This window comes from Pseudomonas sp. GW821-FHT09E04 (assembly GCF_059416185.1).
In genome coordinates this window covers 931,420-947,145 of the sequence record NZ_JBWKOR010000001.1, presented here as the reverse complement: position 1 = coordinate 947,145, position 15,726 = coordinate 931,420, and the positions used below count along the sequence as shown (strand labels likewise).

Genomic DNA, 15,726 nt, shown 5'->3' with positions numbered 1-15,726 from the left:
CGCGGCTGAGAGATTTCTGGCAACTGCGCAAGATTGTTCAAGCCATGAAAAGGCGTTTACTGGCAGAGTCCGGGGTCTTGTCTCACGGTTGAAGAGTGTTATGTCTGACTCATTAATGCCGCGCAGTGCCTTTCTTCGCGGAGCCGCGGCGATCATGCCGTTATCCCTGGCGACCGCGCCGTGGGGGCTGCTGGCCGGCTCCATGGCGATCGAAGCCAACCTCACGCCGCTGCAAGGGCAGGGCTTGTCGAGCATCGTGTTCGCTGGCGCTGCGCAACTGGTGGCGATCGGCATGCTCAAGGGCGGTGCCGGGATTTTCTCGATATTGCTGACCACGCTGCTGCTGACGTCGCAGCATTTGCTTTACGGCATGAGCATGCGCCATGTGATTTCGCCGTTGCCGGGTCGCTGGCGCATCGGCCTGGGCTTTTTGCTCACCGATGAACTGTTTGCCCTGACCAGCCAGCACGACCGTCAGCAGTTCAACCGCTGGTATGCCCTCGGCGTCGGCCTGATGTTCTATATCGCCTGGAACCTCTTCACCCTGGCCGGCATCGTGCTCGGCAGCAGCATTCCGGGGCTTGAGCATCTGGGGCTGGACTTCTCGATTGCCGCGACCTTCATCGCCCTGATCACCCCGGTGGTGCGCAACGTGCCGACCGTGGTTTGCGTGGCGGTGTCGCTGTTCTGCTCGGTGCTGTTCAGCTATTGGCAGTGGGGCTCGGCGCTGGTGCTGTCGGGACTGGCGGGAATGACCGCAGGGTTTATCTGCAACAAGCTGTATCGGGAGCGCACATGATCGTCTGGGCAGTGATTTTCGGCATGGGGATTCTGGTGTTCCTCAACCGCTACGTATTTCTCGAACCGCGCTTGCCGGTGCGTTTGAGCAGTAACGCACGGCAATTTCTGGGTTTCGCCGTACCGGGGATGTTGACCGCGATTTGCGGCCCGATCGTGTTCATGCCGGATAAACAGCTGAATCTGCAGTGGGATAATCCCTATTTGCTGAGTTCTTTAGTCGCCATCGGACTAGTGATCTACACCCGTAATACGTTGCTTAGCATGCTATTGAGTATGGCGTTCTTCTTTCTGTTGCGCTGGTGGTTGTAAGTTGCCTGTCTGAATCTGTTCTACGCTGTAAGGATGACTGACGACTTATGGCAGCGAGGTGAACATGGCAACCGAGCAGAAACGTCCCGAAGAAGATGAAGAACCGAGCGAAGAAGAGATCGAGCGGGAGAAACACAAGGAGCAGACCTGGAAACATGACGACAGCCGCGAGTTGTCCGATCGCGACCAGGAACGCCCGCTCAAACCTTGAGCGCTACTACGAAAAAGCCCCGCGATTGCGGGGCTTTTTCGTTTCATCAAAGATCGTCCAGCTGTGTGAAATCGGGGTGTGAAGCCCGATAGCCCAAGGTCTTGTCGATCCAGGCATTCAGCTCGTTGACCATCACCGGCGGGTGGCAGGGATAGTGTTGGAGAGTGGTGCGCAGAATGCGGTCGATCTCGGGTACGTCACGCAGGTTTCGAGTCTTTATGTAGTGGGCGATAAAACAGTCGAGTTGAAAGCGTTCTGTCATGGACAGATAAATACACTCCAGGCCGTTGGCCTGTTTGATTGCAAAATCGTCGCGCAACTTAGTTCTCTGCAAGGCTTGTAAGTTTGTAGGGTATTCCCGGTTTGTTGACTCTTTGGTCAACTGGTATGCCAATAGGAAATGCGGCGCGCATGCTATCTGTAGTGTTACTAAATGTATGTATGACGATTGAAATGTCAGACAGGCGGTTGGTTTTAATCAAACGATTGATTCAATGATTGTTTCGAGATTGAAACACTGACTGTAACGAACGGTTTTCACTTGCACTGTGGCATCAATCTGATTCGCACCTTCCGACTATTTGATAGACGTGTCACCCCGGACAATATTTAGGCCACCACTTCAATCAATTCCGCGCCCTGATTGCGTGAGTTGCCGACAGCTTTGCCGACTTTGTGCCATTCGAAGGCCTCGCTGCCCAACCCTTCGAACAGCAACATTTGCTCGGCGCGCTCCACGGGCGTGGCGGGATCGAGCCATTCCCGCGCCCCCTCGGCAGACAACACGATGGGCCGGCGATCATGCAGATCGAGCAGGCCGCCTTCGCTGTCGGCGGTGATGATCACGAAACCGTCGTCTTCCCTCGATTGCGCATCGGGTGTCGGAAACTGGCCGATGGCGGCGCAGAAAACCGGTTGATGATCGACCCGATGGATCAGCCAGGGTTGACGGCTCTTGTCCGGCCCGTCGACCCACTCGAACCAGTTGTCGACCGGCACGATCAGGCGGTGACGCCAGATCGCCCGAAAGAACGGGCCGTGGACGACTTTTTCGACCCGCGCATTGATCGGCGCAGCGCGATCCCTGGCCCAGTGCGGGCGCCAGCCCCAGCGCAGGTTATCGGCGTACAAGCGTTGTTCGTGTTGATGAAGAATGGCCAGCGCAGTGGTGGGCGCCGCGTTGTAGTGTGCCAGCGGTGCATCGCCGACGTGATTGATCAGCGCATCGGGAATGCTCAGCACCGCAACGAAATCGTGGATGCCGCGGTACTGCGAAAGTCTTCCGCACATCGGCCGAGCCTCCGGCGAACACTGCCTGAAGGTTCAGCTTAGTTGTGCGGATCAGTCCTTGCCGCCCTGACCGGTGAAGGTGTCGCGCCAGGCCAGCCAGCGGCGTTCGAGGGCGGCGAGCAAGCCATCGCTGAGTTTGCCCAGCAGCGCCAAAACGATGATCGCCGCCAGCACGATGTCCGGGCGCGAGGTTTCACGCCCGTCGCTTAACAGGTAACCGAGGCCCTTGGTCGCCGCGATCAGTTCGGCCGCCACCAGAAACATCCACGCCAGGCTCATGCCACTGCGCAGCCCGGTGAACAGGCCGGGCAGGGCGGCGGGCAGCAGAATCCGGCGCACCAGTTGCAGGCGACTGAAACCATAGATATGGCCGACTTCCACCAGTTTGCGGTCGATGTTGCGGATCGCCGCGACCACGTTGACGTACACCGGAAAGAACGCACCGATGGCGATCAGGACGATTTTCGAGGTCTCGTCGATGCCCAGCCACAACAGCAACAGCGGGACCCAGGCCAGACTGGGAATTGAACGCAAGGCGGCGAAGGTCGGCTCAAGGTACGCCTCGGCCTCACGGCTCAGACCAACCCACGCGGCAAACACCAGCGCCAGACTTGCGCCGATGGTAAACCCGATCAGCACGCGGATCAGGCTGGCACCGATGTGTTTCCACAGTGCGCCTTCGGCCAGATCGGTGAGGGTCAGGGCGACTTCGCTCGGCGCAGGCATCTGATAGGACGGCAGCCAGCCGACGCGCACGATGATCTCCAGGGCGATCACGATCAGCAGCGGCAGGGCCAGCCCTTTGAGGCGCCGCCGCCAAAGCGGATTCAACGGCAGGGTTTGTCGGCGCGGCAGCGGCGCGGCCAGGCGGGCGGGCAGGTCATTGCTCATGGGCGGTTCTCCGCTCACGACAAATCCGCGACGGGCGCGGACTTGTTGTGAGCCCGATTGGTTACTGGGCGGCGACTTGCTGGAAACCGGTGTCGATCAGTTGATCGATCACCTGATCGACATTTACCCCACGGCGCACCAGTTCTTCGGAGACCAGAATCGGCGCGGCAGCTTTCGAGGCGAGCACGTCCTTGGCGGTGAGTTGCGGGCTGCTCAGGTCGGTGCGCGACAGTTGCAGCTTGGCCACATCCAGCGGCAGGCCGGATTCGCTGGCGAGCAGTCGGGCCAGTTCGTCCGGGTTTTTCACCGACCACTCGCGAGCCTGTTCGTAGGCCTTGATCACCGTTTCGATGGTTTGCGGGTGTTCCTTGGCGTATTGCTCGGTGACGCTGACCACGCCGTAGCTGTTGAAGTCGCGATTGCGGTACAGCAGGCGTGAACCGGCCTGTACCTGACTGGCGGCCATGTGCGGATCGAGGCCGGCCCAGGCGTCGACGTCGCCTTTCTCCAAGGCGGTGCGGCCGTCCGGGTGTTGCAGGTGCACCAGTTCGACGTCGTCCTTTTTCAGACCAGCCTGTTGCAGGCTGCGCAGGGTGAACAGGTACGGATCGGTGCCTTTGGTGGCGGCGATTTTCTTGCCCTTGAGGTCGGCGACGGTCTGGTACGGCGAATCCTTGCGCACCACCAGCGCGGTCCACTCCGCGCGGCTGTAGACGTACACCGATTTGATCGGGCTGCCGTTGGCACGGCTCAGCACCGCCGCGAGGCTGGCCGACGAGGCGAAGTCCACGCCACCGCTGTTGAGGTATTCCAGCGAGCGGTTGCTGCCCTGGCTCAGCACCCAACTGACTTTGCTCTGGGGCAGGGCTTTTTCCAGATAACCCAAATGTTTCAGCGCCAGGCTGACAGGGGAGTAATAGGCATAGTCCAGATGCACTTCAGCGGGTGGCGTTTCGGCGGCGTGGACGAGAGGTTGCAGACTCAGGGCTACTGCGCAGGCCGCGAGCAGCGTTTTGACTCGGGAAAACGGTAATAGGGATTTCATGGGCACGCTCCGGCAAGGCAACAGATTCTTATGTCAAAAAAGATATTTTTATCGAATGCTTCCTGCATGAATGGAATATTGCAGGCTCTGTGCCATATGCCCTGAACCCCGTGTTTATGGGATTCTGAGAGGGTTTGTGTGTTTTGAACTGTTGCAGGGAAAACACTGTGCCGCGCCACTGTTGCCAGACAAACAGCGCTCATCGACAGTGCTGAGCTTATGCGCTAATCGAATTTCAAATCCGATTTGTAAGAGCGTTATGGTCTATAAAAATCCCCTTTGCAGGACTCGCCATGAAGCTCTCCCGTTTCCTACGTGCTGCGTTGACCAGCGCCATGATTGCATCGCCTCTGGCCTACGCGGCCGAACCTGTGGTCCTGCACGTTGGTGACCAGAATTACTACAACATCCGCGCCTCGGTAGAAGCGTCCGGCGTCTTGAAGGACGCGCCTTACACCGTCGACTGGAAACACTTCCAGGCTGCCGCCCCGCTGGCTGAAGCGTTGCAGACCGGCTCGCTGGACCTGGGCTTTCTCGGCGACTCGGGTTTTCTGTTCCTCGCCGCGAAACAGGCGCCGGTGAAACTGATCGGCGTGTCGCGGCAGAACCCGGACACCATCGCGCTGCTGGTGCCCAAGGATTCGCCGGTGAAATCCATCGAGGATCTGAAAGGCAAGAAAGTCGCCTACTGGCCGGGTGCCTGGAGCCAGCAGTTGACCCTGCGAGCGTTGGAGCAGGGCGGCCTGCCGGAGAACTACGTCGACTTCGTCAAACTGATGCCGATCGATGCCGCCGCCGCGTTGCCTCAGGGCAGCATCGATGCCTTTCCGGTGTGGGAACCGTACATTTCCCAGCAGATCGTGTTTTCCGGTGCGCGACCGATTCTGACCGCGAAAAACCTGATGCCAGGCTTGAGCGCCATCGCCGCTTCCGCGCCGGCCATCGACAGCAAGCGCGAGGCGATCGCCGATTTTCTCGGGCGCCTGAAACTGGCCCGGGCCTGGGTCGACAGCCATACCGACGAATACGCGGATCTATGGGCGAAGAAGGCCAATCTCGATCAAGAAGTGTCGCGGCACTGGTTGCGCCAGGCGCACATGACCGTCGGTCCGGTGGATCAGCAAGCGGCTGCCGACCTGCAAGGCACCGCGGATTTCCTGTTCAAGGTCAAGGCGCTGCCGGCTCCCCTGGCCACGGCAGGCATCATCGATACCTCGTTCCAGCAGGCACTGGCGCGCTGAGCGAGCGCCGGAACCAAACCCTGTTATCTTTATCCAACCTCGGCCCATTTCGGTGGGCCGCAGGGAGGCAGTAGCGGCGAGGGAGTTTTGCCAATCGACAACGTGACCGCGACGGTCGGGCTCAAGGCAAAACATGAAACACTGGTTCAAGCTTTTCTGCGCTGTGACCCTCATCACCGGGCTGGCCGGTTGCATTGCTGCTCCCATCGAAATGACCGCGCAAACCCGATCACGGCTGGATGCGCAGGCACCGGTCAGGTTTCTGCTGACCTTTGATGACGGCCCCAGTGCTTCGAGTTTCTACAACCCCACCGAAACCGTGCTCGACAGCCTGAAAGACAACCCGTTGCAGCCCAACATCAAAGCCGTGTTTTTCGTCCAGACCCGTGCGCCGAGGGCCGGCAACAGCGAGATCGGCCGGCGGATCATGCATCGCGAACACGATGAAGGGCACATTCTGGGTTTTCACACCGCCACCCACTGGCACACCAACCACCGATCGCTCGATCCACAGGAACTCGAAACGTCACTGACCAACGGCACGGCGGACATCGCCGCGATCACCGGCGCGCCACCGGTACTGTTGCGCCCGCCATTCTGGAATTACGACAAGCGTACGTTTGCGGCCTATCAGTTACACGGCCTGCATGTATTGCTTACGGATCTGAGCGCCAACGACGGCAAGATCTGGGGCTTCAATGGCAGCCCCAGACGCCGCGCCAACATGCTGCGTCAGCTGTCGGAAGTGCGTGAGCGGATTGCCCTCGGCGAGCTGCCGACGGTGGACGGGGTGATCCCGGTGGTGGTGACGTTCCATGACCTCAACCGCTACACAGCGCGGCATGCCCGCGAGTATCTGCAGATTCTGCTCGACAGCGCAGCGGCCACCGGCGTGCGCCTGGCCGATAAACCGTTCTACGACGATCACGCGCAACTGGAGAAAGCAGCGCTGGCGCGAACGGTTCAGAAAAGCTCGGATCCGGTGCGCCTGCCGGGGGTCTGGAACTGGATCTGGGGCCGCGACGCCAACTGATCGGCATCGCGCAAAGATGTGAAGCGGTTGGCATTTTCTGCGGCCGGACGCTCGCGCAAGGTCGAAAAAGCTCATCTATGCTCAATCGATCGACCGATCCATCGCCTGCGAGGCGTCCGCCCATGCTTGCCATTGCCGACATTTGCCGCATCGTCGAATCCGGCTTTTCGCCCCTTTACTGTGACTGCACGGAAACGGGGCAGGGCTTGTTGCAGATCAAGGTTTACGAACCGGACAGCGGGCGTGTCGATTTGCTGCTCAACGGCGTGTCGCCGGAGCATCTGGTCACCATTCGTGACATCTCCAACTTCATCGGTGAGTTGCGCACTGAAATGAGTGCCGGGCGCCGGGCGTTCGCCGGTTGACTCAGAGCCGCCGCTGAAAGGCGCGGACGATTTGCAGGGTCGCCTCACTGATACTCAGGTTCTGCACCGCGTCCAGCGGATGCCAGATGCAATCGACGATCTCGTTCTGTGGCCGAACTTCATCAATATTCAGCACCGACGCCTCGTAGACGTGGTGGCGCGTGCTGCCAGCCTCGAGCTCCATCAGATACAGCATGCCATCGGCGAGCAGGCCGGTTTCTTCCTCAAGTTCACGCGTCGCGGCGTCGGCCCTGGTCTCCCCGGGTTCGACTTTGCCCCCCGGCAAATTCCAGCGGCATCGGGGTTTGCGCACCAGGAGAATGTGTCGATCCTGCTCGCAGATGATGGTTGCACGTACTTTCATTTGTTACCCGATTGCCGGTTGTCATAAATCGGTCATGAAAATGCAATATTCAAGCCGTGCCGTGGTTTAGACGCGCTCGTAATGTCTGAGTGGTCGAAAGGCGCAAAAGTGCCAGACACTTGACGCCGACATGGGGCGACGTCTGGTCGGCACACGGCGTTGTACCCGGTGTAAGGTAAAAACGTGCAGTTGGACTATCGATAGTCGACAGGAGGTGCCTATGAGCATGGCGATACTGAACAGAATGCACATGAACGGCTACGACGTACTCAGTGTGAACAACGGCCCGTGGCGGGTCTGCACGCAGGGTGATCGACTGGCGTCTTTCGCCAGCCGGGAGGAGGCACTGGCGTATGCTGCTGCACTTCCGGGTTACAAGAGCCGCACGCACGGCCGCAAGACAGGCTGAAGGCCTGCAATGAAAAAGCCCCGGATTGTCCGGGGCTTTTCGTTGTGGGGTGTCAGTGGACTTTCGTTCGGCTGATGGCGCGGGCCTTCACTTCCCTGGCATAGAGTTGCAAACGTTCTTCATCGCTTTGCAGCACCTCGCAGGACCTGAGCACGGTTTGCGCATCCGCTTCGTTGCCGGATTTGCGCAACTGCTCGGCAATGCGCTTGAGGTCGACGGCCGACCATCTCAGGTCCGACGCCACGCTTTGCAGGTCACGTTGAAGTTCGTGTTCGTATTCATTGAGCCGCATGATCACCTCCGGAACATTCTCGGTAGAAAATAGTAGCCGCATTTTCCGGGAGCAGGGCAAGTGGTTCTGGTCAGTGAGCTGAACGGGCGTGAACAAGTCGCCGTTGGTCGGAGTAATAGTCTGCTGCGGCGCCGCAGAACCCGGTTTTCGGGGTCAAAGCATTGCGCCACGATGGATGTTCGAACAGTTAAAAGGTAAATTCGCCTTTTTTAAAATGAAGGATTCAATATGCGGATGTTGATCGGGGGCCTGCTGATGGCAGCGTTGGCCGGTTGTTCACTGCCGGCATCACTGGTGCCGGGCGAACCGAACTTCAGCAAGGTCAGTGGCAAGGCTCCCAAGGACTACGCCGCATGTGTGTTGCCGCTGTGGCAGCAGGACATTCCCAAGACCTCGCAGGTCGCGATTTCCAACGGTTACAGGATCAAGGCGCCGAGTATCGTCACTGCCGACGAGATTCTCGATATCGTCAAATACAAGGACGGCAGCCGCGTTTCGCTGTACCAGGGGCCGCCGTGGGCCAAGTCTGGCTCGTTGCGCAAATCGGTGCGTGATTGCCTCTGAGGGCAGAACGGCTGAAATGAAAAAAGCAGAAACCGTGTGACCGGTTTCTGCTTTTTTTTCGCCTGCCTGCCGGAATGGCTCAGTCGGTGATGTCGGTGAGCGGGATGCCCGAGCCGCCGGTCTTCTTGTCACGACGATCCTGCATCCAGTTTTCCACCTGGCTGTTGAACTCTGCCGGTGCCTTGCGCCCGACCTTTCTGGCGATATCGAGAATGGTCTGCTGGGCGAGGGCCTCTTCCATGCGCTTTTGCGCAACCATCATCGCCCCATGAATCGAGCACGTTCCGTCCAAGGCCCATTCCGGGGGCGAGCCGTCGAACAGCGCGCAGCGCCCACGGATGTCGCGGCATTCGAAAATGTTCTTCGGGCCGTCGATGGCGTTGACGATATCGAGCAGGGTGATCTCATCCGCCGGGCGCGCCAACGTAAAGCCGCCGCGTACGCCGCCGGTCGCCACCACCAGTTTGCCCTTGGCCAGTTTAGTGAAGATCTTCGCCAGGTAATCCAGCGGCACCCCTTGCAAGTCCGCCAGGTCGCGCACGCTCGCTTCGCGACTGTCACCGCCGCTGCCCACCAGAAACGCCAGGCAATGGATGCCGTACTCGACGCCCGCACTGTAAAGCGACATAGCTATCTCCGACTGTAATTGTCGCAGATGTTAGCAGGGTAATTCGTGGCGGACAAATCTGATGAGCGCGTGAATCTTTGCCTTAAAGCCCTTTTAATCTCGGTGTCTTGCGATTTTTATGGTTTGTGTGTCGTCAGAAGAGGCCCTATTAGTTATCGATAATTTCGATTCGAATGATCGGATAATCTGACTTGTTGGATGTAACGGCGACCAATACAGTCGCCGTTATCCGGTGAGCAACGTTCGGCGCTTGCAGAAGCCACAAGCGTGCCGACTCCCGATAAGCGTGAATTCTTGACCTCTTTCTACGACTTGGCTTCGGGCCTGGAGACAACAATGAAACAGCACATTCTGGTAATCGGCGCAGGTTTCGGTGGCATGTGGACGGCATTGAGCGCCACGCGTCTGGTGGACATTCACAATCGAGACAACATCGATGTAACCGTACTGGCGCCGCAGGCGGAACTGCGTGTGCGTCCGCGTTTCTACGAGCCGAATGCCCACACACTGGCCGCGCCGCTGGGCGATCTGTTCGATGCGGTGGGTGTCAACTTCATCAAGGGCGCCGCGAACACCATCGACGTGAACGCCAAGACCGTGGGCTACACCGATGCCAACGGCACTGCTCAGGTTTTTCACTACGACAAACTGGTGCTGGCTTCCGGCAGTGGTCTGGCCTTGCCGGACACCCCGGGCGTGGCGCAATACGCGTTCGACGTTGACCAGATCGAAGCCGCGATTCGCCTGGAAAACCATCTGAAGTCCCTGGCCGATCAGCCTGTCAGCCCGGCGCGCAACACCGTAGTGGTCGCCGGCGGCGGTTTCACCGGGATCGAAACCGCGACCGAAATGCCGGCACGTCTGCGGGAAGTGTTGGGCGAGCAGGCAGACGTTCAAGTGATCATCGTCGACCGTGGGCAGAAAGTCGGCGCGGCCATGGGCGAAGCCATCAGTGTGTCGATTGCCGAAGCGAGCACAGAGCTAGGCGTCGAATGGCGACTGGGTGTGTCGGTGCTGTCGGTCGATGAAAACGGCGTGACCCTGTCGGACGGCCAGCGCATCGAGGCAAAAACCGTGGTCTGGACCACCGGTGTGCGCGCCAGCTCCCTGACCGAGCAGATTCCAGCCGAGCGTGATCGTCAGGGTCGCCTGCATGTTGATGCGCACCTGAAAGTCATCGGCCAGGACGACATCTTCGCCACCGGCGACGTGGCATACGCGGCCACCGACGATATCGGCAACTTCGCCTTGATGACCTGCCAGCATGCGATTTCTCTCGGCCGCCATGCCGGCAACAACGTCGCGGCGCAGATTCTGGGTGTCGAGCCAACGCCTTACAGCCAGCCGAAATACGTGACGTGTCTCGACCTCGGCGCCTGGGGCGCGGTGTACACCGAGGGCTGGGATCGTCAGGTGAAACTGGTCAAGGAGGAGGGCAAGTCGCTCAAGACCCAGATCAACACCCAGTGGATCTACCCGCCGGCGGCTGACCGTGCCATCGCGCTGGCCGCTGCGGATCCGATGATTCCTGTCGTCGCGTAATCCGCACAGTCCGAAAAATCCCGCTCCCGAGCGGGATTTTTTTCGCCATCACAAAAGGCTATGACTAAAAGTCATTGCCCCATGATTTTTAATGGTTACGGGTGCCCCGATACCCGGTGTTAAAAAATCGCAAACACAGCTCATCAATAACAACCAGAGAGCGTTTGCAGCCATGTCCCGATTCTTCCTTCGCCTCTCCCCACGTCCGTTATTGATCCCGTTGGCCATTCGGTCCGCGTGAGCTGTCGATCACCCCAAAAAATCCCTCTGCATCGCAAAGAGTAATGACAGATGAAAGAACTCGACCTGTACATCGGTGAAGGTTTCGAAGGCCCGGGCGTGAACGCCGCGCACATCAACATCCTGATCGGCCCGCGCAACGGCCCGGCGGGGCAGGCGTTTGCCAACAGCCTGGCGTCGCCGAGCCAGGGTCATTGCCCGTTCATGGTGATCGCCCAGCCGAACATTCCGGTCAAGCCGATGACCCTGTACGTCAACAAGGCTGCCATCAGCAGCGACCTGCACGGCAACGCAACCTGGGGCGCTTCCCAGGCCGGCATCGCCAAGGCTGTGCTCGAAGCGCTGCTCGACGGCACGCTGCCGCCGGAAGCCGAAGACGAGTGGGCGATCGTCACCGCCAACTGGGTCAACCCGGCCTGCGATGACCTCGATGCGGTCTACCTGAACAACTACAACGCCTGCCGCACCGCGATCCGCGCCGCCCTGACCGGCAAGCCGGAAACCGCGCAGCTCAAAGATGTGGTCAACCACATCAGCAACCCTTTCTACACGCCAAAAGCCTGAGGTCCGCGCCATGCAATACATCCGTTTGGGCAACTCCGGCCTGCAAGTCTCCCGCCTGTGCCTGGGCACCATGAACATGGGCACCCCGGACTGGAAACCGTGGATCTTCAATGAAAAACAAAGCGAGCCGATCGTCGCCCACGCCCTGAACAACGGCGTGAACTTCATCGACCTGGCGGACTTCTATTCTGCTGGTGTCGGCGAGGAAGTGGTGGGGCGCATCGTCAAGCGTCTGGCCCGTCGCGAAGACCTGGTGATCACCACCAAGGTCGGCTACGGCACCCGCAACGCGATCAACGCCAGCGGCCATTCGCGCAAGCACATCATGGACAGCATCGATGCCTCGCTGAAGCGTCTGGACATGGATTACGTCGACGTGTTCATGCTGCATTACTTCGATGTGAACACCCCGGTCGAAGAAACCATGGGCGCACTGAACGACATCGTGCGTTCCGGCAAGGCGCGTTACATCGGCGTCTCGACCATGCTCACCGGTCAACTGGCGAAAATCCTCATGGCCTGCGAGCGCAACGGTTGGGTCAAGCCGATCAACATGCAGCTGCAGCTGAACTGCGCCTACCGAGAAGAAGAGCGCGAGATGATTCCGTTCTGCCGCGATCAGGGCATCGGTGTGTCGGTGTTCAGTCCGCTGGCCCGTGGCCTGTTGACCGGTGATGTGCAATCGACCCGCAACCAGACCGACTTCTTCACTCAGCAGATGTACAGCGACGAAGCCTCGTTCGAGATCGCCCATTCGGTGCAGCGTGTGGCCCGTGCCCGTGGCGTGTCGAACGCGCAGATCGCCCAGGCCTGGGTCGCCAATCATCCGGGCGTGGACTGCATGCTGGTCGGCGCCGACACCACCGCACAGTTCGACAGCGCACTCGCCGCACTGGAAACCAAACTCGACGCCGAAGAACTGCACGAGCTGGAGCGCAACTACACCCCGTGCGACGTGATCAATGACTACACCGCCGGCAAACGCATCCTGCGCACGGCGCGTCCAGGGCATGAACGCTTCACGTTGCAGGGGGCGGTGGCATGAGCGGGTTGATTCGTCACGGCAACTTCATCGACGGCCAGTGGGGTTCGGGCGGCGCCACTTATCCGGTGCGCAATCCGGCCAATGGCGAGTTGATCACCGAGGTGCAGAAGGCCGGTGCCGAGGAAACCAACCTCGCCATCGAGGCGGCCAATCGTGCCCTGCCGGCGTGGCGCAAACTCACTGCCAAGGAACGCAGCCAGCGCCTGAAACGCTGGAGCGATCTGATGCTCGCCAACCAGCAGGAACTGGCGACCTTGCTCAGCCGCGAGCAGGGCAAACCGCTGGCTGAAGCGAAGGGCGAAGTGGTCTACGCCGCCAGTTTTCTCGAGTGGTTCGGTGAGGAAGCCAAGCGTGCCTACGGTGATGTGATCCCGAGCCACAAGGCCGATGCGCGGATCATCGTGACCAAGGAAGCCATCGGTGTGGTCGCGGCGATTACCCCGTGGAACTTCCCGCTGGCGATGGTCACCCGCAAGGTCGGCCCGGCGCTGGCGGCGGGTTGCACGATGATTCTCAAACCGTCGGAAGAAACCCCGCTGTCGGCATTCGCTTTGGCGGTACTGGCCGAGCAGGCCGGGATTCCGGCCGGCGTGTTCAACATCGTCTCCGGCGATGCGGTGGCCATCGGCGGTGCGCTGCAAGCTTCAAGCGTGGTGCGCAAGCTGTCGTTCACCGGCTCGACCCGCACCGGCAAACTGCTGATGCGCCAGGCCGCCGACACCCTGAAAAAGGTCTCGCTGGAACTGGGCGGCAACGCGCCGTTCATTGTCTTCGACGACGCCGACATCGATGCGGCCGTCAAAGGCGCGATGGCCTCGAAATTCCGCAACACCGGGCAGACCTGCGTGTGCGTCAACCGCTTCTTCATTCAGGACGGCGTCTACGAAGCCTTCACCGGCAAACTCGCCGAAGCCGTGGCGGCGATGCGCGTGGGCAGTGCGCTGGACGGTGAGACCGAGCAAGGCCCGCTGATCAACGCCGCTGCGTTGGCCAAGGTCGAAGCCCACGTCAGTGATGCGTTGGAGAAGGGCGCCACGCTGTTGTGCGGCGGTCGTCGTCATGCCCTCGGCGGCACGTTCTACGAACCGACCATCCTCACCGAAGCCAGTGGCGACATGCTCATCGCTCAGGACGAGACCTTCGGCCCGGTGGCCGCATGTTTCCGCTTCAAGGACGAAACCGAAGTGCTGACGCGGGCCAACGACACACCGTTCGGTCTGTCGGCTTACTTCTACAGCCGTGACATCGGCCGTGTCTGGCGCATGGCCGAAGGGCTGGAAGCCGGGATGGTCGGCATCAACGAAGGAATCATCTCCACGGAGGTGGCGCCGTTCGGTGGTATCAAGGAATCGGGCCTTGGGCGTGAAGGTTCGAAGTACGGTCTGGATGACTATCTGGAGATCAAATACCTGTTGATGGGCGGTCTCTAGACCCCCCCGAATCCTGTGGGAGTTCGCTCCCGCAGGTTTCTCCCAGAGCTTTCCGTTTCTCCGTCAATAACAACAATTGGAGACGAACATGTCCGCTCAACCCGTAAAGATCGATGACCTGCCCATCGGGCGCTTCCACCTCAAGATCGCCGGCCTGACCTTCGGCGCGCACTTCACCGACGGCTACATCCTTGGCCTGATTGGCATCGCGTTCACTTTGCTCAGCCCGCAGATGCACCTTGATGCGTTCTGGCAGGGCCTGATCGGTGCGTCGGCGCTGATCGGGCTGTTTCTCGGCAGTCTGTTTTTCGGCTGGATCTCGGACAAGGTCGGCCGGCAGAAAATCTTCCTGGTCAGTTTCGTGCTGATTACTATCGCGTCGGTGATGCAGTTCTACGTTGAAACCGCCATGAGCCTGTTCCTGTGTCGGGTGCTGATCGGCATCGGTCTGGGCGGGGATTTCAGCGTCGGCCACGCAATGCTCGCCGAATTCGCGCCGAAGAAACATCGCGGCGTGTTGCTGGGTTCGTTCAGCGTGATCTGGACCTTCGGCTACGTCGCGGCGACCTTCGTTGGCACGGCCATGCTCAGCCTCGGTGATGACGCTTGGCGCTGGATGCTGGCGTCGTCGGCGATCCCCGCCGCGTTGATTCTGATCGCGCGGATCGGCACGCCGGAATCACCGCGCTGGCTGGTCAATCAGGGGCGCATCGCCGAGGCGCGGGCGATCGTCAAAAAACACCTGGGCGACAACGTCGAGCTGGACGAGAGCCAATCCACGGAAACCCGCTCGGGCTACGCGGTGCTGTTCAGCCCCGAGTACCGCAAGCGCACGGCGTTCAACTGCCTGTTCTTCGTCTGCATCGTCATGCCGTACTTCGCCATCTACACCTTCCTGCCGTCGATCCTGCAGAAGATGGGCCTGGCCGAAGGCTTCGGTACCGAGCTGATGCTCAACATGCTGCTGATCCTCGGCGCGTTGATCGGCATCTGGTGCACGATCAAATTCACTCGACGCGGATTCCTGATCAACTCGTTCATCATTCTGGCGGTGGCGTTGTTTCTGTTGGCGGTGTTGCCGGGCAGTGCAGCGTGGCTGATGGTGCTGGTGTTCGGTTTGTTCACGTTAGTGTTGTCGGCGGTCAGCAACCTGGTGGGCGTGTTCCCGGCGGAGAGCTTCCCGACGGAAGTGCGGGCCAGCGGAATTGGTCTGGCGACGGCGGTGAGTCGTTTGGGTTCGGCGATCAGTACGTTCCTGCTGCCGGTGAGTGTGGCGGGGATCGGCTTGAGCCCGACCATGGGCATTCTTGCGGCGATTCTGGGGATTGGCGCGTTGCTGTCTTGGGCGTGGGCGCCGGAGACCAAGTCGTTGACGTTGAGTCAGGCGTGCAAGGCGCAGAGTCCGGTGGAAGTCGCGGTAGGGACGGTCGGGAAAGTCGCTACCCCCGTCTGATGAGTGCAG

20 protein-coding genes are annotated in these 15,726 nt (G+C 60.0%); 13 read left to right on the top strand and 7 right to left on the bottom strand.

The annotated features are described in order from the left end of the window. The first annotated feature begins 100 nt into the window (after positions 1 to 100). From AC07N4_RS04245 to AC07N4_RS04235, 3 genes are all read left to right on the top strand, one after another. The gene (locus AC07N4_RS04245) at positions 101 to 799 is read left to right on the top strand and encodes an AzlC family ABC transporter permease (RefSeq protein ID WP_493065028.1); all 699 of its coding nucleotides are present in this window, start codon (positions 101 to 103) and stop codon (positions 797 to 799) included. After that, the gene (locus AC07N4_RS04240) at positions 799 to 1,110 is read left to right on the top strand and encodes an AzlD domain-containing protein (RefSeq protein WP_164872179.1); all 312 of its coding nucleotides are present in this window, start codon (positions 799 to 801) and stop codon (positions 1,108 to 1,110) included. The genes AC07N4_RS04245 and AC07N4_RS04240 overlap by 1 nt, the downstream gene beginning before the upstream one ends. A 64-nt stretch (positions 1,111 to 1,174) precedes the next feature. After that, entirely contained in the window at positions 1,175 to 1,321 is a 147-nt protein-coding gene (locus AC07N4_RS04235) for a hypothetical protein (RefSeq protein ID WP_169430743.1), read from the top strand. 46 nt (positions 1,322 to 1,367) lie between these two features. Here the strand turns inward: AC07N4_RS04235 and AC07N4_RS04230 are convergent, their stop codons facing one another. The 4 genes from AC07N4_RS04230 to AC07N4_RS04215 form a co-directional block, all read right to left on the bottom strand. Beyond that, positions 1,368 to 1,640, bottom strand: coding sequence for a hypothetical protein (locus AC07N4_RS04230; protein WP_096820129.1), 273 nt, complete (start codon positions 1,638 to 1,640; stop codon positions 1,368 to 1,370). Positions 1,641 to 1,930: 290 nt separating this feature from the next. After that, positions 1,931 to 2,611, bottom strand: coding sequence for an SOS response-associated peptidase family protein (locus tag AC07N4_RS04225; protein ID WP_493065027.1), 681 nt, complete (start codon positions 2,609 to 2,611; stop codon positions 1,931 to 1,933). A gap of 51 nt (positions 2,612 to 2,662) precedes the next feature. After that, complete coding sequence (locus AC07N4_RS04220) at positions 2,663 to 3,502, bottom strand: ABC transporter permease (RefSeq protein ID WP_493065026.1); 840 nt, start codon at positions 3,500 to 3,502, stop codon at positions 2,663 to 2,665. Positions 3,503 to 3,563: 61 nt separating this feature from the next. Beyond that, positions 3,564 to 4,547, bottom strand: coding sequence for an aliphatic sulfonate ABC transporter substrate-binding protein (locus AC07N4_RS04215; RefSeq protein ID WP_493065025.1), 984 nt, complete (start codon positions 4,545 to 4,547; stop codon positions 3,564 to 3,566). Between the two features lie 293 nt (positions 4,548 to 4,840). On the opposite strand from AC07N4_RS04215, the gene AC07N4_RS04210 reads away from it, so the two are divergent. From AC07N4_RS04210 to AC07N4_RS04200, 3 genes are all read left to right on the top strand, one after another. Continuing rightward, the gene (locus AC07N4_RS04210) at positions 4,841 to 5,788 is read left to right on the top strand and encodes an ABC transporter substrate-binding protein (protein ID WP_493065024.1); all 948 of its coding nucleotides are present in this window, start codon (positions 4,841 to 4,843) and stop codon (positions 5,786 to 5,788) included. A gap of 133 nt (positions 5,789 to 5,921) precedes the next feature. Next, the gene (locus AC07N4_RS04205; RefSeq protein WP_096820124.1) at positions 5,922 to 6,821 is read left to right on the top strand and encodes a polysaccharide deacetylase family protein; all 900 of its coding nucleotides are present in this window, start codon (positions 5,922 to 5,924) and stop codon (positions 6,819 to 6,821) included. A gap of 122 nt (positions 6,822 to 6,943) precedes the next feature. Next, on the top strand, positions 6,944 to 7,186 hold the full coding sequence (locus AC07N4_RS04200; RefSeq protein WP_096820123.1) for a DUF1652 domain-containing protein: 243 nt from the start codon (positions 6,944 to 6,946) through the stop codon (positions 7,184 to 7,186). 1 nt (position 7,187) lies between these two features. Here AC07N4_RS04200 and AC07N4_RS04195 read toward each other — a convergent pair whose 3' ends face one another. Then, complete coding sequence (locus AC07N4_RS04195) at positions 7,188 to 7,550, bottom strand: NUDIX hydrolase (protein ID WP_273539002.1); 363 nt, start codon at positions 7,548 to 7,550, stop codon at positions 7,188 to 7,190. Positions 7,551 to 7,770: 220 nt separating this feature from the next. Between AC07N4_RS04195 and AC07N4_RS04190 the strand changes: the two genes are divergently transcribed. Then, positions 7,771 to 7,959 (top strand): DUF2188 domain-containing protein, encoded by a 189-nt coding sequence (locus tag AC07N4_RS04190; RefSeq protein ID WP_096820121.1) that lies wholly within the window; start codon positions 7,771 to 7,773, stop codon positions 7,957 to 7,959. A gap of 52 nt (positions 7,960 to 8,011) precedes the next feature. Here AC07N4_RS04190 and AC07N4_RS04185 read toward each other — a convergent pair whose 3' ends face one another. Then, positions 8,012 to 8,251, bottom strand: a complete 240-nt coding sequence (locus tag AC07N4_RS04185; RefSeq protein WP_065259780.1) for a hypothetical protein — start codon at positions 8,249 to 8,251, stop codon at positions 8,012 to 8,014. Between the two features lie 228 nt (positions 8,252 to 8,479). Here AC07N4_RS04185 and AC07N4_RS04180 point away from each other — a divergent pair, with 228 nt between their 5' ends. Then, the gene (locus tag AC07N4_RS04180) at positions 8,480 to 8,815 is read left to right on the top strand and encodes a hypothetical protein (RefSeq protein WP_096820120.1); all 336 of its coding nucleotides are present in this window, start codon (positions 8,480 to 8,482) and stop codon (positions 8,813 to 8,815) included. Between the two features lie 79 nt (positions 8,816 to 8,894). Here the strand turns inward: AC07N4_RS04180 and AC07N4_RS04175 are convergent, their stop codons facing one another. After that, positions 8,895 to 9,443 (bottom strand): RrF2 family transcriptional regulator, encoded by a 549-nt coding sequence (locus AC07N4_RS04175; RefSeq protein ID WP_096820119.1) that lies wholly within the window; start codon positions 9,441 to 9,443, stop codon positions 8,895 to 8,897. 336 nt (positions 9,444 to 9,779) lie between these two features. Here AC07N4_RS04175 and AC07N4_RS04170 point away from each other — a divergent pair, with 336 nt between their 5' ends. From AC07N4_RS04170 to AC07N4_RS04150, 5 genes are all read left to right on the top strand, one after another. After that, complete coding sequence (locus AC07N4_RS04170; protein WP_493065023.1) at positions 9,780 to 10,985, top strand: NAD(P)/FAD-dependent oxidoreductase; 1,206 nt, start codon at positions 9,780 to 9,782, stop codon at positions 10,983 to 10,985. Between the two features lie 291 nt (positions 10,986 to 11,276). Continuing rightward, entirely contained in the window at positions 11,277 to 11,789 is a 513-nt protein-coding gene (fae, locus tag AC07N4_RS04165; protein WP_007950493.1) for a formaldehyde-activating enzyme, read from the top strand. A gap of 10 nt (positions 11,790 to 11,799) precedes the next feature. Next, entirely contained in the window at positions 11,800 to 12,834 is a 1,035-nt protein-coding gene (locus tag AC07N4_RS04160) for an aldo/keto reductase (protein ID WP_085731936.1), read from the top strand. Further along, positions 12,831 to 14,264: an NAD-dependent succinate-semialdehyde dehydrogenase gene (locus AC07N4_RS04155; RefSeq protein WP_493065022.1), complete on the top strand. Its 1,434-nt coding sequence runs from the start codon at positions 12,831 to 12,833 to the stop codon at positions 14,262 to 14,264. Before AC07N4_RS04160 ends, AC07N4_RS04155 begins: the two co-directional genes overlap by 4 nt. Positions 14,265 to 14,352: 88 nt before the next feature. Beyond that, on the top strand, positions 14,353 to 15,717 hold the full coding sequence (locus tag AC07N4_RS04150) for an MFS transporter (RefSeq protein ID WP_273537683.1): 1,365 nt from the start codon (positions 14,353 to 14,355) through the stop codon (positions 15,715 to 15,717). The last annotated feature ends 9 nt before the right edge of the window (positions 15,718 to 15,726 follow it).

Bases quoted from the DNA above. Each gene is read 5' to 3' on its own strand.
- AC07N4_RS04205 (WP_096820124.1), top strand. From the start codon at position 5,922: ATGAAACACTGGTTCAAGCTTTTCTGCGCTGTGACCCTCATCACCGGG.
- AC07N4_RS04200 (WP_096820123.1), top strand. From the start codon at position 6,944: ATGCTTGCCATTGCCGACATTTGCCGCATCGTCGAATCCGGCTTTTCG.
- AC07N4_RS04150 (WP_273537683.1), top strand. From the start codon at position 14,353: ATGTCCGCTCAACCCGTAAAGATCGATGACCTGCCCATCGGGCGCTTC.
- AC07N4_RS04180 (WP_096820120.1), top strand. From the start codon at position 8,480: ATGCGGATGTTGATCGGGGGCCTGCTGATGGCAGCGTTGGCCGGTTGT.
- AC07N4_RS04185 (WP_065259780.1), bottom strand. From the start codon at position 8,251: ATGCGGCTCAATGAATACGAACACGAACTTCAACGTGACCTGCAAAGC.
- fae (WP_007950493.1), top strand. From the start codon at position 11,277: ATGAAAGAACTCGACCTGTACATCGGTGAAGGTTTCGAAGGCCCGGGC.
- AC07N4_RS04225 (WP_493065027.1), bottom strand. From the start codon at position 2,611: ATGTGCGGAAGACTTTCGCAGTACCGCGGCATCCACGATTTCGTTGCG.
- AC07N4_RS04155 (WP_493065022.1), top strand. From the start codon at position 12,831: ATGAGCGGGTTGATTCGTCACGGCAACTTCATCGACGGCCAGTGGGGT.
- AC07N4_RS04245 (WP_493065028.1), top strand. From the start codon at position 101: ATGTCTGACTCATTAATGCCGCGCAGTGCCTTTCTTCGCGGAGCCGCG.
- AC07N4_RS04190 (WP_096820121.1), top strand. From the start codon at position 7,771: ATGAGCATGGCGATACTGAACAGAATGCACATGAACGGCTACGACGTA.
- AC07N4_RS04210 (WP_493065024.1), top strand. From the start codon at position 4,841: ATGAAGCTCTCCCGTTTCCTACGTGCTGCGTTGACCAGCGCCATGATT.
- AC07N4_RS04160 (WP_085731936.1), top strand. From the start codon at position 11,800: ATGCAATACATCCGTTTGGGCAACTCCGGCCTGCAAGTCTCCCGCCTG.
- AC07N4_RS04235 (WP_169430743.1), top strand. From the start codon at position 1,175: ATGGCAACCGAGCAGAAACGTCCCGAAGAAGATGAAGAACCGAGCGAA.
- AC07N4_RS04215 (WP_493065025.1), bottom strand. From the start codon at position 4,547: ATGAAATCCCTATTACCGTTTTCCCGAGTCAAAACGCTGCTCGCGGCC.
- AC07N4_RS04220 (WP_493065026.1), bottom strand. From the start codon at position 3,502: ATGAGCAATGACCTGCCCGCCCGCCTGGCCGCGCCGCTGCCGCGCCGA.
- AC07N4_RS04170 (WP_493065023.1), top strand. From the start codon at position 9,780: ATGAAACAGCACATTCTGGTAATCGGCGCAGGTTTCGGTGGCATGTGG.
- AC07N4_RS04195 (WP_273539002.1), bottom strand. From the start codon at position 7,550: ATGAAAGTACGTGCAACCATCATCTGCGAGCAGGATCGACACATTCTC.
- AC07N4_RS04175 (WP_096820119.1), bottom strand. From the start codon at position 9,443: ATGTCGCTTTACAGTGCGGGCGTCGAGTACGGCATCCATTGCCTGGCG.